The organism is Paenibacillus pasadenensis (assembly GCF_023715725.1).
Lineage (GTDB): Bacteria > Bacillota > Bacilli > Paenibacillales > Paenibacillaceae > Paenibacillus_O > Paenibacillus_O pasadenensis_A.
In genome coordinates, this window is sequence record NZ_JAMBOT010000001.1 from 439,810 (window position 1) to 455,241 (window position 15,432).

The following is a 15,432-nucleotide window of genomic DNA, read 5'->3' on the forward strand; positions in this document are numbered from 1 at the left end:
CCCACAGAAAAAAAACCGTCCCATTAAAGGGACGGCAGAAGTAAAATAAGCGCCATATTTCAAGCTAGCAGCGCTGCAGGCGGCAGCAGTCTAAGTAAGATTCCTCTCAGAAGGACAAAACTAGCGGAACATCCCCCAAAGCTTGATCAAATGGAAGGTGTTGTTTGGATCAATTTTTTGGGAAAGGACGAACTGAATAAGCTGTTCCTCCTGCGCTGGCGTGAGCTTCTCCTGCAAAATAACGGCTGCGCTTTTCACCAGCTTCTGTACCTTGCCGCGGTCTGCCAGATCGTACTTGGTCAGCCCGTTTACCAGCATCGAGATCCGTTCCTTGATGGCGGGATTTTTCATTTTCAGCTTGACGCGTTCCACGAATTCGGGCCGAATCCCATATTTGACGTAGCTCATGCAGTAAAGGCACCTCCATCGGTTTGGTCGGGCGAGCGCCCATAACCATCGATGTACTATATGCCTCAATCCGGCAAGAGTTGCCTAACGTCCGGCATCCTGGCAATCCTGTATATAGCCGCTGAACAGCACCTGTTGCATTCAAAGTGGAATTCAACGTCCGCGAGTGTGGCTGCAACAAAGGCTGATGGATCGCTTGCGGTCTCTCCAGATGAAGACTAGTCCAGCTGTTCGCCCTGAAAAATCTGATCCTTAGCCAGCATCGCCCGCAAAGAGGCGTATTCATCCGCGCTCCAGAAGTCGCCTTCAGCCGCCAGCTCCGCTGCATCCTCGCGCGCCGCCTCCAGCACGGCAAAGTCGGAGGCCATGTCAGCCAGCTTAAAATCCGGCATGCCGCTTTGTTTGGTGCCAAAAAAGTCGCCTGGGCCGCGCAGCTCCAGATCGCGCCTGGCAACCTCGAAGCCGTCGTCTGTCTCCTGCATGACGGCCATTCGCTCCTTACCCGTTTCGGTTTTGGGATCGGCGACAAGAATGCAAAAAGAAGCATGCGCGCCGCGCCCTACGCGCCCGCGCAGCTGATGCAGCTGGGACAATCCAAACCGCTCGGCGTCCATTATGATCATAAGCGTCGCATTCGGAACGTCGACACCAACCTCAACGACGGTCGTGGACACTAACACCTGGATGTCGTTTGTGCTGAACGCGCCCATCACCTCGTCCTTTTCGGACGTCGTCATACGGCCGTGAAGAAGGCCGATTTTCAAATCGGGAAAAGCCTGCTGCAGCTGCACAAACTGATCGATCGCATTTTGCACATCCAGCTTTTCCGACTCCTCAATGAGCGGGCAAATGACATAGGCCTGGCGTCCGGCTTCCGTCTCACGGCGAATAAAGCCGTACACACGTTCCATCATCGCGTGTTTGACCCAATAGGTTTGAATCGGAATCCGTCCCTTCGGGCGTTCCTTAATCGTAGAAACATCCATGTCGCCAAACGCCGTAATAGCCAGCGTACGCGGAATTGGGGTTGCGGTCATCGTCAGCACGTCAGGGCTTGGCCCTTTGCGCCGCAGCACGCTCCGCTGATTGACGCCGAAACGATGCTGCTCATCGGTGACGACAAGGCCGAGCGAGCGGAAAATGACATCGTCCTGAATAAGCGCATGCGTACCGATCAGCACGTCGATCAAGCCCATTTGCAGCCCGGCCAGCAGATCGCGGCGTTTGCGCTCGCCGACACTGCCGGTCAGCAGCCCCGTTTGTACTCCAGCCCCCTCAAATAACCGGGTCAGGGAGCGCATATGCTGCTCGGCAAGAATTTCCGTCGGCACCATAAGCGCCCCTTGATGGCCCGCCTTAACGGCAGCCAGCAGCCCGATGGCGGCTACGACCGTTTTGCCCGCGCCGACATCTCCCTGCAGCAGCCGGTTCATCGCAAAAGGCTGGCGCATATCCGCCAATATTTCGTTCACGACTTTTTTCTGTGCATCCGTCAGCTCAAATGGCAGCGAAGCGGCAAACTGCCGGATAATATCCGGGTCGACGCGATGGATAATGCCGTCCGCCTTACGGCGGTTGAGCATCCGGTAAGCCTGCAGCTTGAGCTGAAACAGAAACAGCTCTTCGTAAACGAGTCTTCTGCGCGCTCCCTGCCCATCCTTGGGATCTTCAGGGTGATGGATGTGAAACACGGCTTCCTGGCGCTCCATGAGCCGGTACTTTCGGACAAGCCTTTCCGGCAGGTTCTCACTCAGCATAGGCCCGTACTGCTGAAGCGCCTGGCGAATCGTTTTGCGCATCCAGGCTTGAGTAATTCCGCCGCCGACCGAATATACCGGCTGCAAGGTGCCGGTTTTGGCTGTTCCTTTATCCGGGAATTCGGAATCCGTCACCGTAATATGCATGCGGCGGGCATCCCATTTGCCGGTGAGCGTAATGTCGCGGCCAAGCTGCAGCTGGTCCTTGATAAACATCCGGTTGAACCACACTGCCGTTATAAGCTGGCCGTCGACTTCTGTTTTAACTGTTATTCTCGCTTTGCCTTTGCCAAACCGCGCAACCATCGGCAAACCGCGGATTACACCCTGGACCGTAATTTTTTCTCCATCCTTCACTTCCGCCAGTGAGCGCAGCCGGTAATCCTCATAACGGAACGGGAAATAATTAAGCAAATCCAGAACGGTATAGATGCCAAAGGCGTGAAGCTCCTGCTCCTTCGGAGCGCTCACGCCTTTGATCTGCCTCAGCGGGATGGCGTCCAGCGAGGCGGAGGGAATATTCATATTTTTTGCATAAAGACAGCTGCGGTTCCAGGTCCAACATGGGCGCCAACTACCGGACCGAGCGTCGTTGTAGATATTTGGGCTACGTTGAAGCTCGCCTTAACCGCTTCATACAGCTCCAGAGCGGAGCCTCTCTGGCTGGTCCAGGCAAAATGCACCGATACGGGCACATCCCCCGGAAATTTTTCTTTCAGCAGGTCAATGATGCGCTGAATCGCTTTTTTGGAGCCGCGCACCTTGTCAACCGGAACGATAACGCCTGTTTGGTCAATGGAAAGGATCGGCTTGATATTCAGAATCGAACCGATAAGAGCGGAGGCTTTGCCGATCCTTCCGCCTTTCTGCAAATACTCCAGCGTTTCCACGAGAAAATAAAGCTCAGTCGCATTGCGCATCCGTTCGATTTCGGCCACAATCTCCGCTTTGGAGCTGCCCGCCTGAGCCATCTCGGCCGCACGAACGACAAGCATGCCGATTCCGCAAGAGGCGGAGCGAGAATCAAATACGGTGACGTCAGCCTCGCGCTCCAGCATGGAATTCGCAATGACGGCGGATTGATATGTACCGCTGAATTGCGATGACAGATGGATTGAAAGGATGGCCGCATCCGGCGTTTCATCCAGAATCCGCTCATACACGCTCATGAATTCCGCGGGGGAAGGCTGTGAGGTTGTGGGCAGACCGCCAAACGCAACGAGCTTGTCGTAAAATTGCTCCGCCTTAAGCGTGATGGAATCTAGAAAGGATTCGCTGCCGAACAATACCTGCAGCGGAACCATTTCGATGCCAAGACGCTCGCGGACCTCCTCGGGCAAATCCGCGGTGCTGTCCGTTACGATACGAACCTGGGTCATAATCGTTCCCTCCACAAGCTTCGTTCCGCCGCCGCATAACACGGCGGAGCGAAGTCCAGTAATAAGCGCCTCAGCGCCGGTTATTCCAGAGCGAACAAATAAGGGTACAGCGGCTGTCCGCCTTCATGCACCTCTAGCTCCACTTCCGGATAGGTTTCAGATACCCAGGCGGCCAGCGCTTCCGTGCCTTCGGCTCCAGAGCCTTCGCCGGTCAGAATGGTGAGCAAATCTCCCCCATTCTCCAGCAGCTCCGAGATCAAGCCGCGGCAGGCCAGCTGCAAATCCGCTTCCGATACGACAATCTTTTTCTCAACGATGCCGATAAAGTCGCCTTCCTGAACTTCCACTCCGTCAATCTCGGTGTTGCGCACGGCTTGCGTCACGCTGCCGGAACGTACTGCTTCTGCGGCTCCGGCCATCAGCGCCGCGTTGCGCTCAGGCGTTTCGCCGTCTTTGAAAGCAAGCACAGACGCGAGGCCCTGCGGCACGGTTCGGGTTGGAATAACCGATACCGAACGCTCCGACAGCTCGGCTGCCTGCTCGGCGGCGAGAATAATATTGCTGTTGTTAGGCAGCAGGAAAATATGCTCGGCCGGGAGAGACTCGATGGCCTTCAGGAAATCCTCCGTGCTGGGGTTCATTGTCTGGCCGCCGGAAAGAACGACGTCAACGTTATTATCCAGGAAAATTCCCGAAATGCCCTCCCCGATCGCAACAGCAACGATGCCGTAAGGAGCCCATTCATGGGCTGCCTCCGCCCCTTCCTGGGGCATGGAGCCCGCCAGCACCTCCGCAACAGCAAGCGCATCGTCAGGCGCCAGATCGGCGGAGGCGGCGTTAAAATCAAAATCCTCGTCTCCAACCAGCTCGCGGTGCTGATCGCGCATATTGAGAATATGCAGCTCAGCCAGCTCGCCGTAAGGGAGCGCCAGGTTAAGCACGTCGCCCGGGCGGCGGGAATGAACATGGACTTTGACAATCTCCTCGTCCGCGATCACGATAATGGAATCTCCGTCCTTGGCAAGCGCTCTGCGGAACGAATCCTCATCAAACGATGGCGCGCCCGGAGGAGCCAGCTTTCGTTTAATGAAAAATTCCATATCGTAGAAAAACTCGATCTCGTTCGTGGAAAGCTGCGCCTGAGCCTTGCCGCCGGTTGAAGCTGCTGCGCGAACCGGCTCGGCTGTGCGCGCCGACATGCCAGCCAGATGCTGGAACGATTCTACCGGAGCGGCTTCCGATACGAGCTCTGCCGTGTCGGAGCTTCTGCCGGTCAGGTAATCCAGAAAACCCTCGTAAATGAGCACAAGGCCCTGGCCGCCGGAGTCGACAACGCCGACCTGCTTCAGCACCGGGAGCATATCCGGCGTGCGCTGCAAAGTCTCATTGGCCTTGTCGTACACTTCCTGCATCAGCGTCTCCATATCGCTCGTGCGGCGCGCGGCCTGCTGGGCATGCCGCGCAGCCTCGCGGGCCACCGTTAGAATCGTGCCTTCCACCGGCTTGACGACAGCCTTATAGGCCATGTCTACACCCTGCTGCAAGGCGGCTGCGAACTGGGCGGGGCCGGCCTCGTCCAAGCCGGAAAGAGCCTTGGCTGTTCCGCGGAACAGCTGGGATAGGATAACGCCGGAGTTGCCGCGCGCGCCCATCAGCAGACCTTTGGACAGCGCCTCCGCCGTACGGCCGACGGATTCCGAGCGCTTGTTTTGCAGCTCCCGGACGCCAGAGGCCATCGTTAAGTTCATGTTCGTTCCCGTATCGCCGTCCGGCACGGGAAATACATTCAGAGCGTTGACGCGTTCCGCGCCCCGCTGCAAATTCTCCGCACCGAGCAATGCCATATCGGCGAAGTCTGAACCGTTAATAAAGCGCTTTCCCAAGAAAATTCCCCTTCCTGACTAACTGATGACCCGCACGCCCTGGACAAAAATATGGACATGGTCGACCTTTAAGCCGATCACTTCATTCAGTACGTATTTGACCTTGGTCTGGATGTTATGGGCAACCTCGGAAATCCGGGTGCCGTAGCCTACAATGATGTGCAGGTCGATGTGTGTCTCCTCGTTCTCGCGTCTAACCTCGACGCCCCGTGAGAGGTTGTCCCGCTTTAAAAGTTCGGCGATGCCGTCCTTAAGCTGCTTGCGGGAAGCCATGCCGACAAGGCCGTAGCATTCTAACGCTGCCGATCCTGCGATAACGGCGATGACATCGTCTGTTACATTAATTTTACCTAGTTCGGTCGTAAGCTGCATGGGCATGGCTGGGTAACACGCTCCTTCTTATCGGGCTGCTCGTCTAAAGCCGCCTAAGCCCTAAGGCCCCAAATTAGACGGGACTACCATACATTGTACTATAAATCCGGGCAATTATGAAGTCTGGAACGGCATTCCCTTCCGTTTTCTCGTATTTGCTTCCATTTAACCGTAAGGCCATTCTGCCAAACGATGGTTGAAGAAGTGCATGTTCTATGATAAGATATCCAAGTATGTTTGCCTACGGAATGAGCTTTAGGTTTCGTACTTGCAACCTGCAAGCTGCAAAGGAGGTGTACCGCATGTCTCGCAAATGCTTCGTAACGGGTAAAGCACCCGGCACAGGAAACCACGTTTCCCACGCGAATAACCGCAACCGCCGCACTTGGGGCGTCAACGTTCAGAAGGTCCGCATTCTGGTCGACGGCAAGCCAAAACGTGTATGGGTGAGCACCCGCGCACTGAAATCCGGCAAAGTAACTCGTGTATAATCCAAACAGCGTCTCGCCGTCCATCCGGACTGCAGACGCTGTTTTGCTTTTAGCAAGAGAAAGAGCGCTCCCGCTGCTGCGGCCGGGCGCTCTTTTGTCCTTTTCTTGGGCGGCCGGCAGCTGACGACGCTTTTCTCAGCTTTTTTGGAAGGTGTTCAAGATGGCCTTTACGAAACCGCCCAGGAATTTCGGCAGCTTAATCGTATAAAATTTCATAATTTATCCCTCCTCAGAATCGCTGATCGTCGACCGAAAGCACACTGCCAGGCCTGTATGTTCGTCCCTGCTTCAGGCCGTCCCGGGCGACTCCGCCTGGAAAACAAAAAAGGCTACAAGAACCTGAAGTTCATGTAACCATCCTATGCGGGTCCCGTACGTCCTATTCCGGCCGAAGAGCCCAAATCGCGAGATGCCTCTCCATTATGGAGCGGTAGCCATCCCGTCTCTGAAAAACAAAATCATCGTTACGACCAGCACGTTCAAGCAGAAAAAAACAAGCGCGAGAACGACAAATCCAATCCGCCTGGCTATCGAGTCGTTGGCGCGGAAAAAACGTATGCCGAGCCATAGCGCAAGCAAGGAAAATACAAACCGGATTGGACCCGGCACAAGCACAAACAGCGACAACAGAGCGCCGCCGAGAAATCCGTAACCGGTCAGCAGCGCCGTACTTCTAAGCTTCTCTCCCATAACCGGCTACCTTAACGAAGCGATTGCCGCAGCGGGAGATTCGTGACCAAACACGTAACTGCCCGCTACGAGCACATCGGCTCCTGCATCGCGCACTAGCGAGGCTGTAGAGGCGTTTACGCCGCCGTCTACCTGAACATGCACTCCGTTCCGTCCCCGGGCATGCAGCCGCTGCCTGAGCTCGCGCAGCTTCTCCAGCGAATACGGAATAAATGACTGGCCGCCGAAGCCTGGGTTAACCGTCATGATCAATACCAGATCCACATCATCCAGCACCGGCTCCAGCAGGCTTACCGGAGTAGCGGGATTGATGGCAACGCCGGCTGGAAGGCCGAGATCCTTAATCTGATGCAGCGTACGGTGCAAATGCGCGCATGCCTCCAAATGAACGGTAATCCGGTCCGCTCCCGCTGCAGCGTAATCCGCAATGTAGCGCTCCGGCTGCTCAATCATCAGATGGACGTCGAACGGCAGTGCGGTCGCTCCGCGAACGGCGGAGATGACCGGAGGACCGAAGGTCAGGTTAGGCACAAAATGGCCGTCCATCACGTCGACATGAATCCAGTCAGCGCCTGCAATTTCGATATCGGCGATCTCTTGTCCGAGCTTGGCAAAGTCAGCGGAAAGAATCGAGGGTGCAATGATCGTCATGTTCAGTACCTCCGCTTTTTTTCTTTCATTTCGTTCAAAAATTGCACGTAGCTGTCGTAACGGCTCTGCGCCGCTTCGCCCGCTTCAAGCGCAGCCGTTACCGCACAGCCCGGCTCGTGTGTGTGCGTGCAGCCGCGGAATTTGCAATTCGGCGAAAGCTCGCGGAATTCGCGAAAGCCAAAGCTCAGATCCTCTATGCCGAGCTCCTGAAAATCAAGCTGGCTGAAGCCCGGCGTATCGGCTACAAAGCCGCCGTCCCCCGCGTCGCCAACGTTTACGAGCTCCACATGACGCGTTGTATGTTTGCCCCGTCCAAGCCTGGAGCTGATTTCGTTTGTCTCCAGCGACAGGCCGGGAATGAGCGCGTTCAGCAGCGAGGACTTGCCAACGCCGGATTGTCCGGCGAACAAAGCCAGCCTGCCCTTCAGTACCTGACGCAGCTCCTCCAGCCCGGAAGCGCGGCGGGAGCTCGTGCCAAGAACCTGGTATCCGATGCGTCCGTAAATCCGCTCTACCGTTTCTGCAGCTTGTCTCGCCTCTTTCGTCGCTTCTCCTTCTAACGAAAGATCCTGCTTGCTCAGGCAAAGCACCGGCTCCAGCCCTGCATGCTCGATATGGACGAGGAACTTGTCCAGCAGCGTGAGGCTGAGCGACGGCTCCGTTACGGAGAACACAAGCACGGCCAGATCGGCGTTGGCGACAGGAGGGCGGATTAGCTCCGTATTGCGCGGCAAAATTTCTTCCACCGTGCCTTCTCCCGTTCCGCTTACGCTGTAAACGACGCGGTCACCGACGAGCGGAGACTCGCCGCGTTTTTTGAAAATGCCTCTGGCGCGGCACTGGACGGGAGGCGTCTGCCTTCCGTCCTCCGACACGTAGTAATAGCCGCTCAGCGCTTTGACGATCAAACCTTGCCCCTCACGTGCTTCTGCTGGATTAGTCATTATTACCGCCCTCGTTGCCTCTTCCTTGTTCATTCTCGCCGTTCAAGCGATTATTCAAAGCCGACTCCAGCTCATTCAGAATATCTGTATCGTTATTCTGCCCTTCTGTTTCATTCGGCGGCGGGCTTGCATCCGCTCCCGGCACCGTCATCGGGCCGCTGTCGCTGCCGTTTTTGACATCATCGTAGGTGCGCGAGAACGTGTCGGCCAATTGCCCGTCGCGGTATACGCTGACGAATGCTTCCGTATTCGGCGCAAGCACAACTTTGACCGGGAAGCTGCGCGTTTCTTTAATCGCACGTTTGTGCGCTTGAATTTCTTTGCCTGTCGCGTCGGTGTAAACGATGCGAATCTCGCTTGCCTTGCCTGCCTGTGCCGGCGAGATCAGCAGATCGAAGGTGTACTCAAGCGCGTCCTTCGGCAAGCCGGAGCTTACCGTAATGGATACTTGCGCTCCTTTGGTCACCTTGCTGCCTGCATCGTAAGGGAATTGCGACAGCACTTCGCCGACCGGCTTGTAGCTGCCTTCTTTCACGATATTCTCGTTCGTAATTTGCAATCCAGCCTGCAAAATCAGCTTGCGCGCCTCTTCGGTCGTTTTGCCGACAAGATCCGGCATCTCCACTGATTCGGCTCCCTTGCTTACCGTAAGCGTAACCTTGGCCGTCAGCGGGTCCAGCTCGCTTTGCGGCGCAGGATTCTGGCTCAGAACCGTTCCGGGCTCAGCCTTATCGTCAAACACCTCGGTCTGGGAGATGGATTCGGCCGGAATGCCGAGCTCCTGCAGAGCAGCAAGCACATCCTCCGCTTTTTGACCGGTGTAATCGCCCATCGCTTTCAATTCAGGGCCGTTGCTGACCGACAGCTTGACTCTTGACCCTTCCTTAACCCGCATATTGGCCTTCGATTGGGCAAATACCTGATCTTTCGGAATATCCGGCTTGAACTGGCGAATTGTAGGCTCTTCCAGAAACAGTCCTGCTTGCTCCAGCGCGGCCTTGGCTTCCGTTTCTGTCATACCGACCACGTAAGGAACGTCAACCTCATCCACATCTAGAGAACCGGATACGAGCCGGAAGCCGACATAGACGAGAGCCAGCAGCAGCAGCGTGGACAGCACGATAATAAGCGGCTTTTTCCACGCCTTGCGCCCCCGGACCTCATCTTCCTCTTCCCGGGCTGTCTGCTGGCGTCCCGTTGAATAAACATCCTCATCCTGAGCATCGTTTGCAGCCGCCGCTACAGTATCCTGCGGCTTCAGATCGCGCCCCGGTCGGATGGCAGGCATAACGCGCGTCTCGTCGAAGTCGCCGGCGCCGAACTGCAGCTTGGGTTCATTCTTCCTTTGCGGCGACAGCGCCGTTTCGAGATCCTCCAGCATTTCACCCGCTGTGCGGTAACGCTCGGAAGGATTTTTACGCATGGCTTTGATAATAATATTCTCGACGCTCTGAGGGACGAGCGGATTGACCGTACGCGGGTCCTCCAGCGGTTCCTGCAGATGCTTCAACGCTACGCTGATCGGACTTTCGCCCAGAAACGGCAGCTTGCCCGTCACCATCTGGTACAGCACAATGCCGAGCGAGTAAATATCCGACTTCTCTCCTGTGCTGACGCCCTTTGCATGCTCGGGTGAGAAATAATGCACCGATCCGATGACAGAGCCGGTTTGTGTAATCGTTGAAGACGTTACCGCCCGGGCAATGCCGAAGTCGGTCACTTTTACCCGTCCGTTTCGGCCAATCAGTATGTTATGCGGTTTAATATCCCGATGAATAATATGATTCTGATGGGCGTGGTCAAGCGCGTCCGCGATTTGCGCAGCGACGCGCACGGCTTCATCCGCCTGCAGCGGCGCGCGCTCCTGGATAACTTCATTGAGATTATAACCTTCGATATATTCCATGACGATGTAATGGATATCTTCTTCTTGCCCCACGTCATAAATGCTGACAACGTTCGGATGTGACAAAGCAGCAGCCGATTGAGCCTCGCGGCGGAAACGGCGGATGAATTCCTCATCATGCACATATTGCTGACGGAGTACTTTGACGGCCACATTGCGGCTGAGCAGCAGATCATGCGCCTTGTAAACAAGCGCCATTCCGCCGCCGCCTATGCGGGTCAGTATTTCGTAGCGTCCTCCAAGTTCTCTTCCGATCATAGTTCCGTCCTCACTCCTCCCCGCCCGTACCGGCACCGGATTGCAGCAGAACTACCGTAATGTTGTCGTCTCCTCCGGCGGCGAGAGCCATCGAAATCAGGCGGTCGGCTTTTTCGTCAAGCGAAGCTTGCGCGCTTACCGCTTGCAGAATGTCCTCGTCGCTGATCATGCCGCTCAAGCCGTCGCTGCAGAGCAGCAAAATATCGTCTCCGCTCCAGTCGAACGTCTGGACGTCCAGCTCTACTTCGTCATCGGTACCCAGTGCGCGTGTCAGCACGTTACGGCGCGGGTGGTGTGCGGCTTCCTCGGCGCTGATTTGGCCGGAGCGCACCAGCTCGTTAACGAGCGTATGATCTTCCGTGAGCTGAGTAATGGCGGAGCCGGAGGAAATCCGGTAGGCGCGGCTGTCTCCAATATGGCCGATAACTAGCAGCGACTCCTCAATAAACAGAGCCGCGACAACCGTCGTGCCCATGTTATGATACTGCTCGTTGCGGGATGCCATATCATAAACCACTTCGTTGGCCCTCGCGATCGCCTCGCGCAGGCAGCGCTGCGCTTCTTCGGCGGAAGTGCCCGCCTGCAGCGGCTCCATCGCCTCGCGGAAAGCATCCACAGCCAGCTGGCTGGCAACATCGCCAGCCTGATGGCCGCCCATGCCGTCGGCGACAATCGCCATCGTCAAGCCGCCGGAAGTAACGCCGGCCCAAGACCGGTCCTCATTGGCCATGCGGATGCGTCCGATATCACTTCGGTTTACTGTTAACATCCCGTCACCTCGTTACGTTAGTTCCATATGTTTAGCGCGAAGCTGTCCGCAGGCGGCCGCAATATCGTGGCCCTGCTCGCGGCGGATCGTCGCGTTGATGCCGTTCTTTTCAAGAATACGCTGGAACTCGAAAATATCCTCCCGGGGCGTCCGCACGTACTTCCGCTCCGGAACGTGGTTAACGGGGATCAAATTCACATGGCATAACATTCCCTGCAGCACCTCGGCCAGCTCTTGAGCGTGCTCGGGGCGGTCGTTCGTTCCGCCGATAAGGGCATACTCAAACGTGATGCGGCGGCCTGTTTTGGCAATGTAGTTGCGGCAGGCGTCGATCACTTCCTGGAACGGGTAACGGCGGTTGACCGGCATAAGCTTGGAGCGCAGCTCGTCGTTCGGAGCATGGATCGAAATCGCCAAATTGATCTGCGTGTTCTCGTCCGTAAATTTGTACATGCTCGGAACGATGCCGCTCGTCGACACCGTAATATGGCGCTGCCCGATGTTCAGTCCTTTTGGATGAATCATCATGCGCAGAAACGCCATCGTCGCTTCATAATTTTCAAACGGCTCGCCGGAGCCCATAATCACGATGCTGGACACGCGTTCGCCCGCTGGATCCAGCATCTGCTGGGCTTTGACGACCTGCGCAATGATCTCGCCGGAGGTCAAATTGCGCTTCAGCCCGCCCAGCGTTGAGGCGCAGAACGTGCAGCCGATCCGGCAGCCGACCTGCGTCGTAACACAGACGCTGTTGCCGTAGTTATGGCGCATAATAACCGTCTCAATGGCATGGTTGTCATGCAGGCCGAACAGGAACTTAACCGTTCCGTCTTTCGACTCAAAACGGGTTATCTCCGACAAGGTGATGAACTGAAACGAACCCGTCAGCTTGTCCCGCAGCGGCTTCGGCAAATTGCTCATCTCTTCGAAAGACGAAACACGCTTGACGTACAGCCAATCGAACAATTGTCCGGCGCGGAACGCCGGTTCTCCCTGCTCCTTCATCCACTCTTGGAGCTGTTCCAGAGAATAATCATATATAAAAGGTGTCTCCACAATATAAGGCTGATTAAATGCTTTCATGCTTGTCGCTTCATCTCATTTCATTAAAATCAACGGCTGCATACGGAATAATCCGGACGCCGGCCGCTCGTCGCTTTAGTTTACCACAAACGCCCATTGAAAGACACATATCAGGAGGCGTGCTGAAAAAGCGCCGCTCCATTAATCCCTTCTAACGCCGCAGCTTGAAGGCAACGGGCTGGGAATGTTCCTCCGCTCATTCCTCATCACGATCGAAAGGGCTGATAAGCTTCACCTTGCTCACATTCGGGGATTGTTTGGCGAATATGGGATCCTGATCGCGGAACACGGATTGAACGTCCAGAACGTCCAGGAAGTCCAGGAAGTCCAGATCCGACCGGGAAAGAGTGACGTCCGCCATAACGCGGTTCCCTTTAACAAAAACGAGCTTATGAAGCGAATCATCACAGACGGCACAGCTGTCACTCACTGCCTTATTAACCCGGTAACCGGCGTAGCTTTTTGCGGTTGTCCATTTGGCTCCAGCCAGCTCCTCCATTAATTTTTGGGACATATACGGTTCCATAATAATCATCCGGTCCCATTGAAATGAAGTCAGCTCGGCGAGACGCATCGGCTCGTTCCGCTTTGCTTTTTCAAGCAGCCGTTCCTCAAACTTGGCCGCGTCGCCCGTACTCACACGAATGGTATAGTAATGATAAATGTCCGGTATAAGAATTACTGTAATTACGATAGCTGTAAAAACTAACACTCGGTACAGCCGCATCAGCTTATTGATCAAGGTCCTATCTCCCTTCGAGCTTACAGAGATAGACGGGAGATTATGGAAATATGTATCATCAGCAAGACTATTTAGAAAGCAAAATAAAAAGCCGGAAGCGAACTTCCGGCCCATTCTGCAAAAAAAAGCTAATTCTCTATTTGGTAAAAAGCAGCTCCTTGGAGTAACCCTCGCCCTCCATGAGATCGTATTGAATCATCCGGTAATCGTTGAGCAGCTGCTTCTGGGCGTCCGTCAAGGAAGCCTCGTCGGTCGTACCGCTCTGATTCAGCATCACCTTTTTGCTAACGCCGGGCAGCTGATTCCTCACTGCTTCCAGCATTTTATAAAAAGGAGGCAGTGACAGCCCTGCATAATTCAGCGCGGTCGGACCGAGGAAGGAGGGGCTGATCGTGCCGAGCGGCTTGCTGCCAATGTCGTAATTGGCGAGCAGCAGCAGCGGCGTTTCATGGCGGAGCCGTTCGTCCGTCCAGCCCGCTTCAGCATAGATTTTGTTCGGCAGGCCCGGCAGATGGTCGCCCCACAGCAAAACGAGCGTCGGCCGCTCCAGCTGCTGAATCGCATCGTTCAAATAGGAGAGCGCATCATCCGTGTATTTGATTCCTTGGGCATATGTTTCCACCTGATCCTTGAATTCAGGATTGACGCCCTCCGCCGAAATGTTGTTTCCTCCGTGTATCTCTTTGTTCGTGTACGGAAAATGATTCTGCATCGTCACCAGATGCATGAATACGGGCTTGCCGGTTTCCGCTTCCTTCACCTGCTCGACCGCTTCCTTCATGGCCGACATATCGGAAAGATAACTGCGGGAGCCGAGCCAATCCCGGTTTTTCATCTCGTCTTGCCCGGTGAAATTCTCAAAACCAAGCATCGGATATACCTTATTGCGGCTGTAAAAGCTTTTATCATACGGATGCACCGCCAGCGCCTCATACCCTCTATCCTTCAAAATGCTGACGATCGACGGCATATCGGTCTGTTTGGTCAAATTCTGCTGAAAAGGAACCGAACCGTCGAATAAGAGCGACATCGACAAGCCCGTGAGCGCCTCAAATTCCACATTGGCGGTGCTGCCGCCAAATTCCGGTGAAAGCACATAACCCGAGGGCCGCTGTTTCTGGGATTCGTGCACAAACGGAAGCGGATCCTCGCTGAGCTTATAGTCCGTCAGCCGCGTCACATCAAAGAATGCCTCATTCATTACATAAATGATATTCGGCGTCTCTTCCGGCGAAGCGGCCGCTGGTCCATCCGGCAGGGAACCGTAACGTTCGGCAATTTCCTGCACCGCTTTTTTGCCGTAGCCCTCCGGCTCCTCAATCAGCTGTTTGTTCAGATTGGAGGCAAAGGCGAGCACAAAGCCGTTGTACTTATAGTTGGCCTTCTGGTCCCAAAAAATATTTTGATAGCTCAGCTTTTCCAAAAGCGCGGGATATTTGCCTTCCGCAACCTGAGCGAACAGCGCCACGGCGGAAATGGAGCATACAGCCAGAACGATGCGCAGCACCAGCGGAAAACGCAGCTTCGGCAGCTTAAACATGAGATAGCCGAGGCCTGACAGGACCAGCAGCGTCAAAATGATGACAAGCGGCGAGAACATCCCCTGCGTCATGGACAGCATTTCCGAGGCGTTTTTGAGCTGCAGCAAATCCCAAGGGAACAGAGGCAGTCCGGTCGCCTTCATCTTTTGAAACACGGCGACGCCGGTAAGCGCCGTTACAATTGATATGATAAGAGCTGCTGCGTAAATATTGCGGAATAAAGCTACCGCTCCGCAAAGCATGAAAAAAAAGAAGGTGCTTCCCCAGAAAAACATCGGCGGCTGATTAATCACCCAGCCCCAGGCAGACTGGACTTTAAAGCCGAGAGCCGACGCTTGAATATAAAAATGCAGAAGCATGCCTAACAGGTACAGGCCCAGCAACGCCGATCCATGTTTAACGCCCGGGCGCAGCTTATTGGACAAATTGCATCCACTCCTAGTTGCAAGTCGTTTTCAATAGTTTAATATATTCTGCGCGCTATCGCCAATAAAGAGAGGTTATTTCCATAAGTTTGAAGGGATGCATGGAGAAAAAGCCGCAGGCGCTGGGCCTGCG

The 15,432-nt window shown here is 55.2% G+C and carries 15 protein-coding genes; 1 reads left to right on the plus strand and 14 read right to left on the minus strand.

Features of this window, described 5'->3' with window-relative positions; genetic code table 11:
• Positions 1-120 precede the first annotated feature (120 nt).
• The 5 genes from M3223_RS02045 to M3223_RS02065 all read right to left on the minus strand — a co-directional run bounded on the left by M3223_RS02045 (position 121) and on the right by M3223_RS02065 (position 5,805).
• Entirely contained in the window at positions 121-408 is a 288-nt protein-coding gene (locus M3223_RS02045) for a stage VI sporulation protein F (protein ID WP_251558444.1), read from the minus strand.
• 218 nt (positions 409-626) lie between these two features.
• Positions 627-2,690 (minus strand): ATP-dependent DNA helicase RecG, encoded by a 2,064-nt coding sequence (gene recG / locus M3223_RS02050; protein ID WP_251558446.1) that lies wholly within the window; start codon positions 2,688-2,690, stop codon positions 627-629.
• Positions 2,687-3,544 carry a DegV family protein gene (locus tag M3223_RS02055; RefSeq protein ID WP_251558448.1) on the minus strand — a complete coding sequence of 286 codons (858 nt, stop codon included), beginning with the start codon at positions 3,542-3,544 and terminating at the stop codon, positions 2,687-2,689. Before M3223_RS02055 ends, recG begins: the two co-directional genes overlap by 4 nt.
• 80 nt (positions 3,545-3,624) lie before the next feature.
• Positions 3,625-5,427 carry a DAK2 domain-containing protein gene (locus M3223_RS02060; RefSeq protein WP_251558449.1) on the minus strand — a complete coding sequence of 601 codons (1,803 nt, stop codon included), beginning with the start codon at positions 5,425-5,427 and terminating at the stop codon, positions 3,625-3,627.
• A gap of 18 nt (positions 5,428-5,445) precedes the next feature.
• A complete protein-coding gene (locus M3223_RS02065; protein WP_251558451.1) occupies positions 5,446-5,805 on the minus strand; it encodes an Asp23/Gls24 family envelope stress response protein in 360 nt (119 codons plus the stop codon).
• Positions 5,806-6,101: 296 nt separating this feature from the next.
• Between M3223_RS02065 and rpmB the strand changes: the two genes are divergently transcribed.
• Positions 6,102-6,290, plus strand: coding sequence for a 50S ribosomal protein L28 (rpmB, locus tag M3223_RS02070; protein ID WP_048748286.1), 189 nt, complete (start codon positions 6,102-6,104; stop codon positions 6,288-6,290).
• 135 nt (positions 6,291-6,425) lie between these two features.
• On the opposite strand, the gene spoVM is transcribed toward rpmB, so the two are convergent.
• From spoVM to M3223_RS02115, 9 genes are all read right to left on the minus strand, one after another.
• A complete protein-coding gene (gene spoVM, locus M3223_RS02075) occupies positions 6,426-6,506 on the minus strand; it encodes a stage V sporulation protein SpoVM (RefSeq protein WP_040711006.1) in 81 nt (26 codons plus the stop codon).
• 204 nt (positions 6,507-6,710) lie between these two features.
• The gene (locus M3223_RS02080; RefSeq protein ID WP_251558453.1) at positions 6,711-6,980 is read right to left on the minus strand and encodes a hypothetical protein; all 270 of its coding nucleotides are present in this window, start codon (positions 6,978-6,980) and stop codon (positions 6,711-6,713) included.
• 6 nt (positions 6,981-6,986) lie between these two features.
• Positions 6,987-7,631: a ribulose-phosphate 3-epimerase gene (gene rpe, locus M3223_RS02085; protein ID WP_251558455.1), complete on the minus strand. Its 645-nt coding sequence runs from the start codon at positions 7,629-7,631 to the stop codon at positions 6,987-6,989.
• 2 nt (positions 7,632-7,633) lie between these two features.
• Positions 7,634-8,575, minus strand: a complete 942-nt coding sequence (gene rsgA / locus M3223_RS02090) for a ribosome small subunit-dependent GTPase A (protein ID WP_251558458.1) — start codon at positions 8,573-8,575, stop codon at positions 7,634-7,636.
• The gene (pknB, locus tag M3223_RS02095; RefSeq protein ID WP_251558460.1) at positions 8,568-10,739 is read right to left on the minus strand and encodes a Stk1 family PASTA domain-containing Ser/Thr kinase; all 2,172 of its coding nucleotides are present in this window, start codon (positions 10,737-10,739) and stop codon (positions 8,568-8,570) included. The genes rsgA and pknB overlap by 8 nt, the downstream gene beginning before the upstream one ends.
• A 10-nt stretch (positions 10,740-10,749) precedes the next feature.
• The gene (locus tag M3223_RS02100; RefSeq protein WP_251558461.1) at positions 10,750-11,508 is read right to left on the minus strand and encodes a Stp1/IreP family PP2C-type Ser/Thr phosphatase; all 759 of its coding nucleotides are present in this window, start codon (positions 11,506-11,508) and stop codon (positions 10,750-10,752) included.
• 12 nt (positions 11,509-11,520) lie between these two features.
• The gene (rlmN, locus tag M3223_RS02105) at positions 11,521-12,591 is read right to left on the minus strand and encodes a 23S rRNA (adenine(2503)-C(2))-methyltransferase RlmN (protein WP_251558463.1); all 1,071 of its coding nucleotides are present in this window, start codon (positions 12,589-12,591) and stop codon (positions 11,521-11,523) included.
• A gap of 196 nt (positions 12,592-12,787) precedes the next feature.
• A complete protein-coding gene (locus tag M3223_RS02110; protein WP_251558465.1) occupies positions 12,788-13,333 on the minus strand; it encodes a hypothetical protein in 546 nt (181 codons plus the stop codon).
• Positions 13,334-13,469: 136 nt separating this feature from the next.
• Positions 13,470-15,299: an LTA synthase family protein gene (locus M3223_RS02115; RefSeq protein ID WP_251558467.1), complete on the minus strand. Its 1,830-nt coding sequence runs from the start codon at positions 15,297-15,299 to the stop codon at positions 13,470-13,472.
• Between the last annotated feature and the right edge of the window lie 133 nt (positions 15,300-15,432).

Excerpts from the sequence above, each read along its gene's own strand:
- M3223_RS02045 (WP_251558444.1), bottom strand. The coding sequence starts at position 408 with ATGAGCTACGTCAAATATGGGATTCGGCCCGAATTCGTGGAACGCGTC.
- recG (WP_251558446.1), bottom strand. The coding sequence starts at position 2,690 with ATGAATATTCCCTCCGCCTCGCTGGACGCCATCCCGCTGAGGCAGATC.
- M3223_RS02055 (WP_251558448.1), bottom strand. The coding sequence starts at position 3,544 with ATGACCCAGGTTCGTATCGTAACGGACAGCACCGCGGATTTGCCCGAG.
- M3223_RS02065 (WP_251558451.1), bottom strand. The coding sequence starts at position 5,805 with ATGCCCATGCAGCTTACGACCGAACTAGGTAAAATTAATGTAACAGAC.
- rpmB (WP_048748286.1), top strand. The coding sequence starts at position 6,102 with ATGTCTCGCAAATGCTTCGTAACGGGTAAAGCACCCGGCACAGGAAAC.
- spoVM (WP_040711006.1), bottom strand. The coding sequence starts at position 6,506 with ATGAAATTTTATACGATTAAGCTGCCGAAATTCCTGGGCGGTTTCGTA.
- M3223_RS02080 (WP_251558453.1), bottom strand. The coding sequence starts at position 6,980 with ATGGGAGAGAAGCTTAGAAGTACGGCGCTGCTGACCGGTTACGGATTT.
- rpe (WP_251558455.1), bottom strand. The coding sequence starts at position 7,631 with ATGACGATCATTGCACCCTCGATTCTTTCCGCTGACTTTGCCAAGCTC.
- rsgA (WP_251558458.1), bottom strand. The coding sequence starts at position 8,575 with ATGACTAATCCAGCAGAAGCACGTGAGGGGCAAGGTTTGATCGTCAAA.
- pknB (WP_251558460.1), bottom strand. The coding sequence starts at position 10,739 with ATGATCGGAAGAGAACTTGGAGGACGCTACGAAATACTGACCCGCATA.
- M3223_RS02100 (WP_251558461.1), bottom strand. The coding sequence starts at position 11,508 with ATGTTAACAGTAAACCGAAGTGATATCGGACGCATCCGCATGGCCAAT.
- rlmN (WP_251558463.1), bottom strand. The coding sequence starts at position 12,591 with ATGAAAGCATTTAATCAGCCTTATATTGTGGAGACACCTTTTATATAT.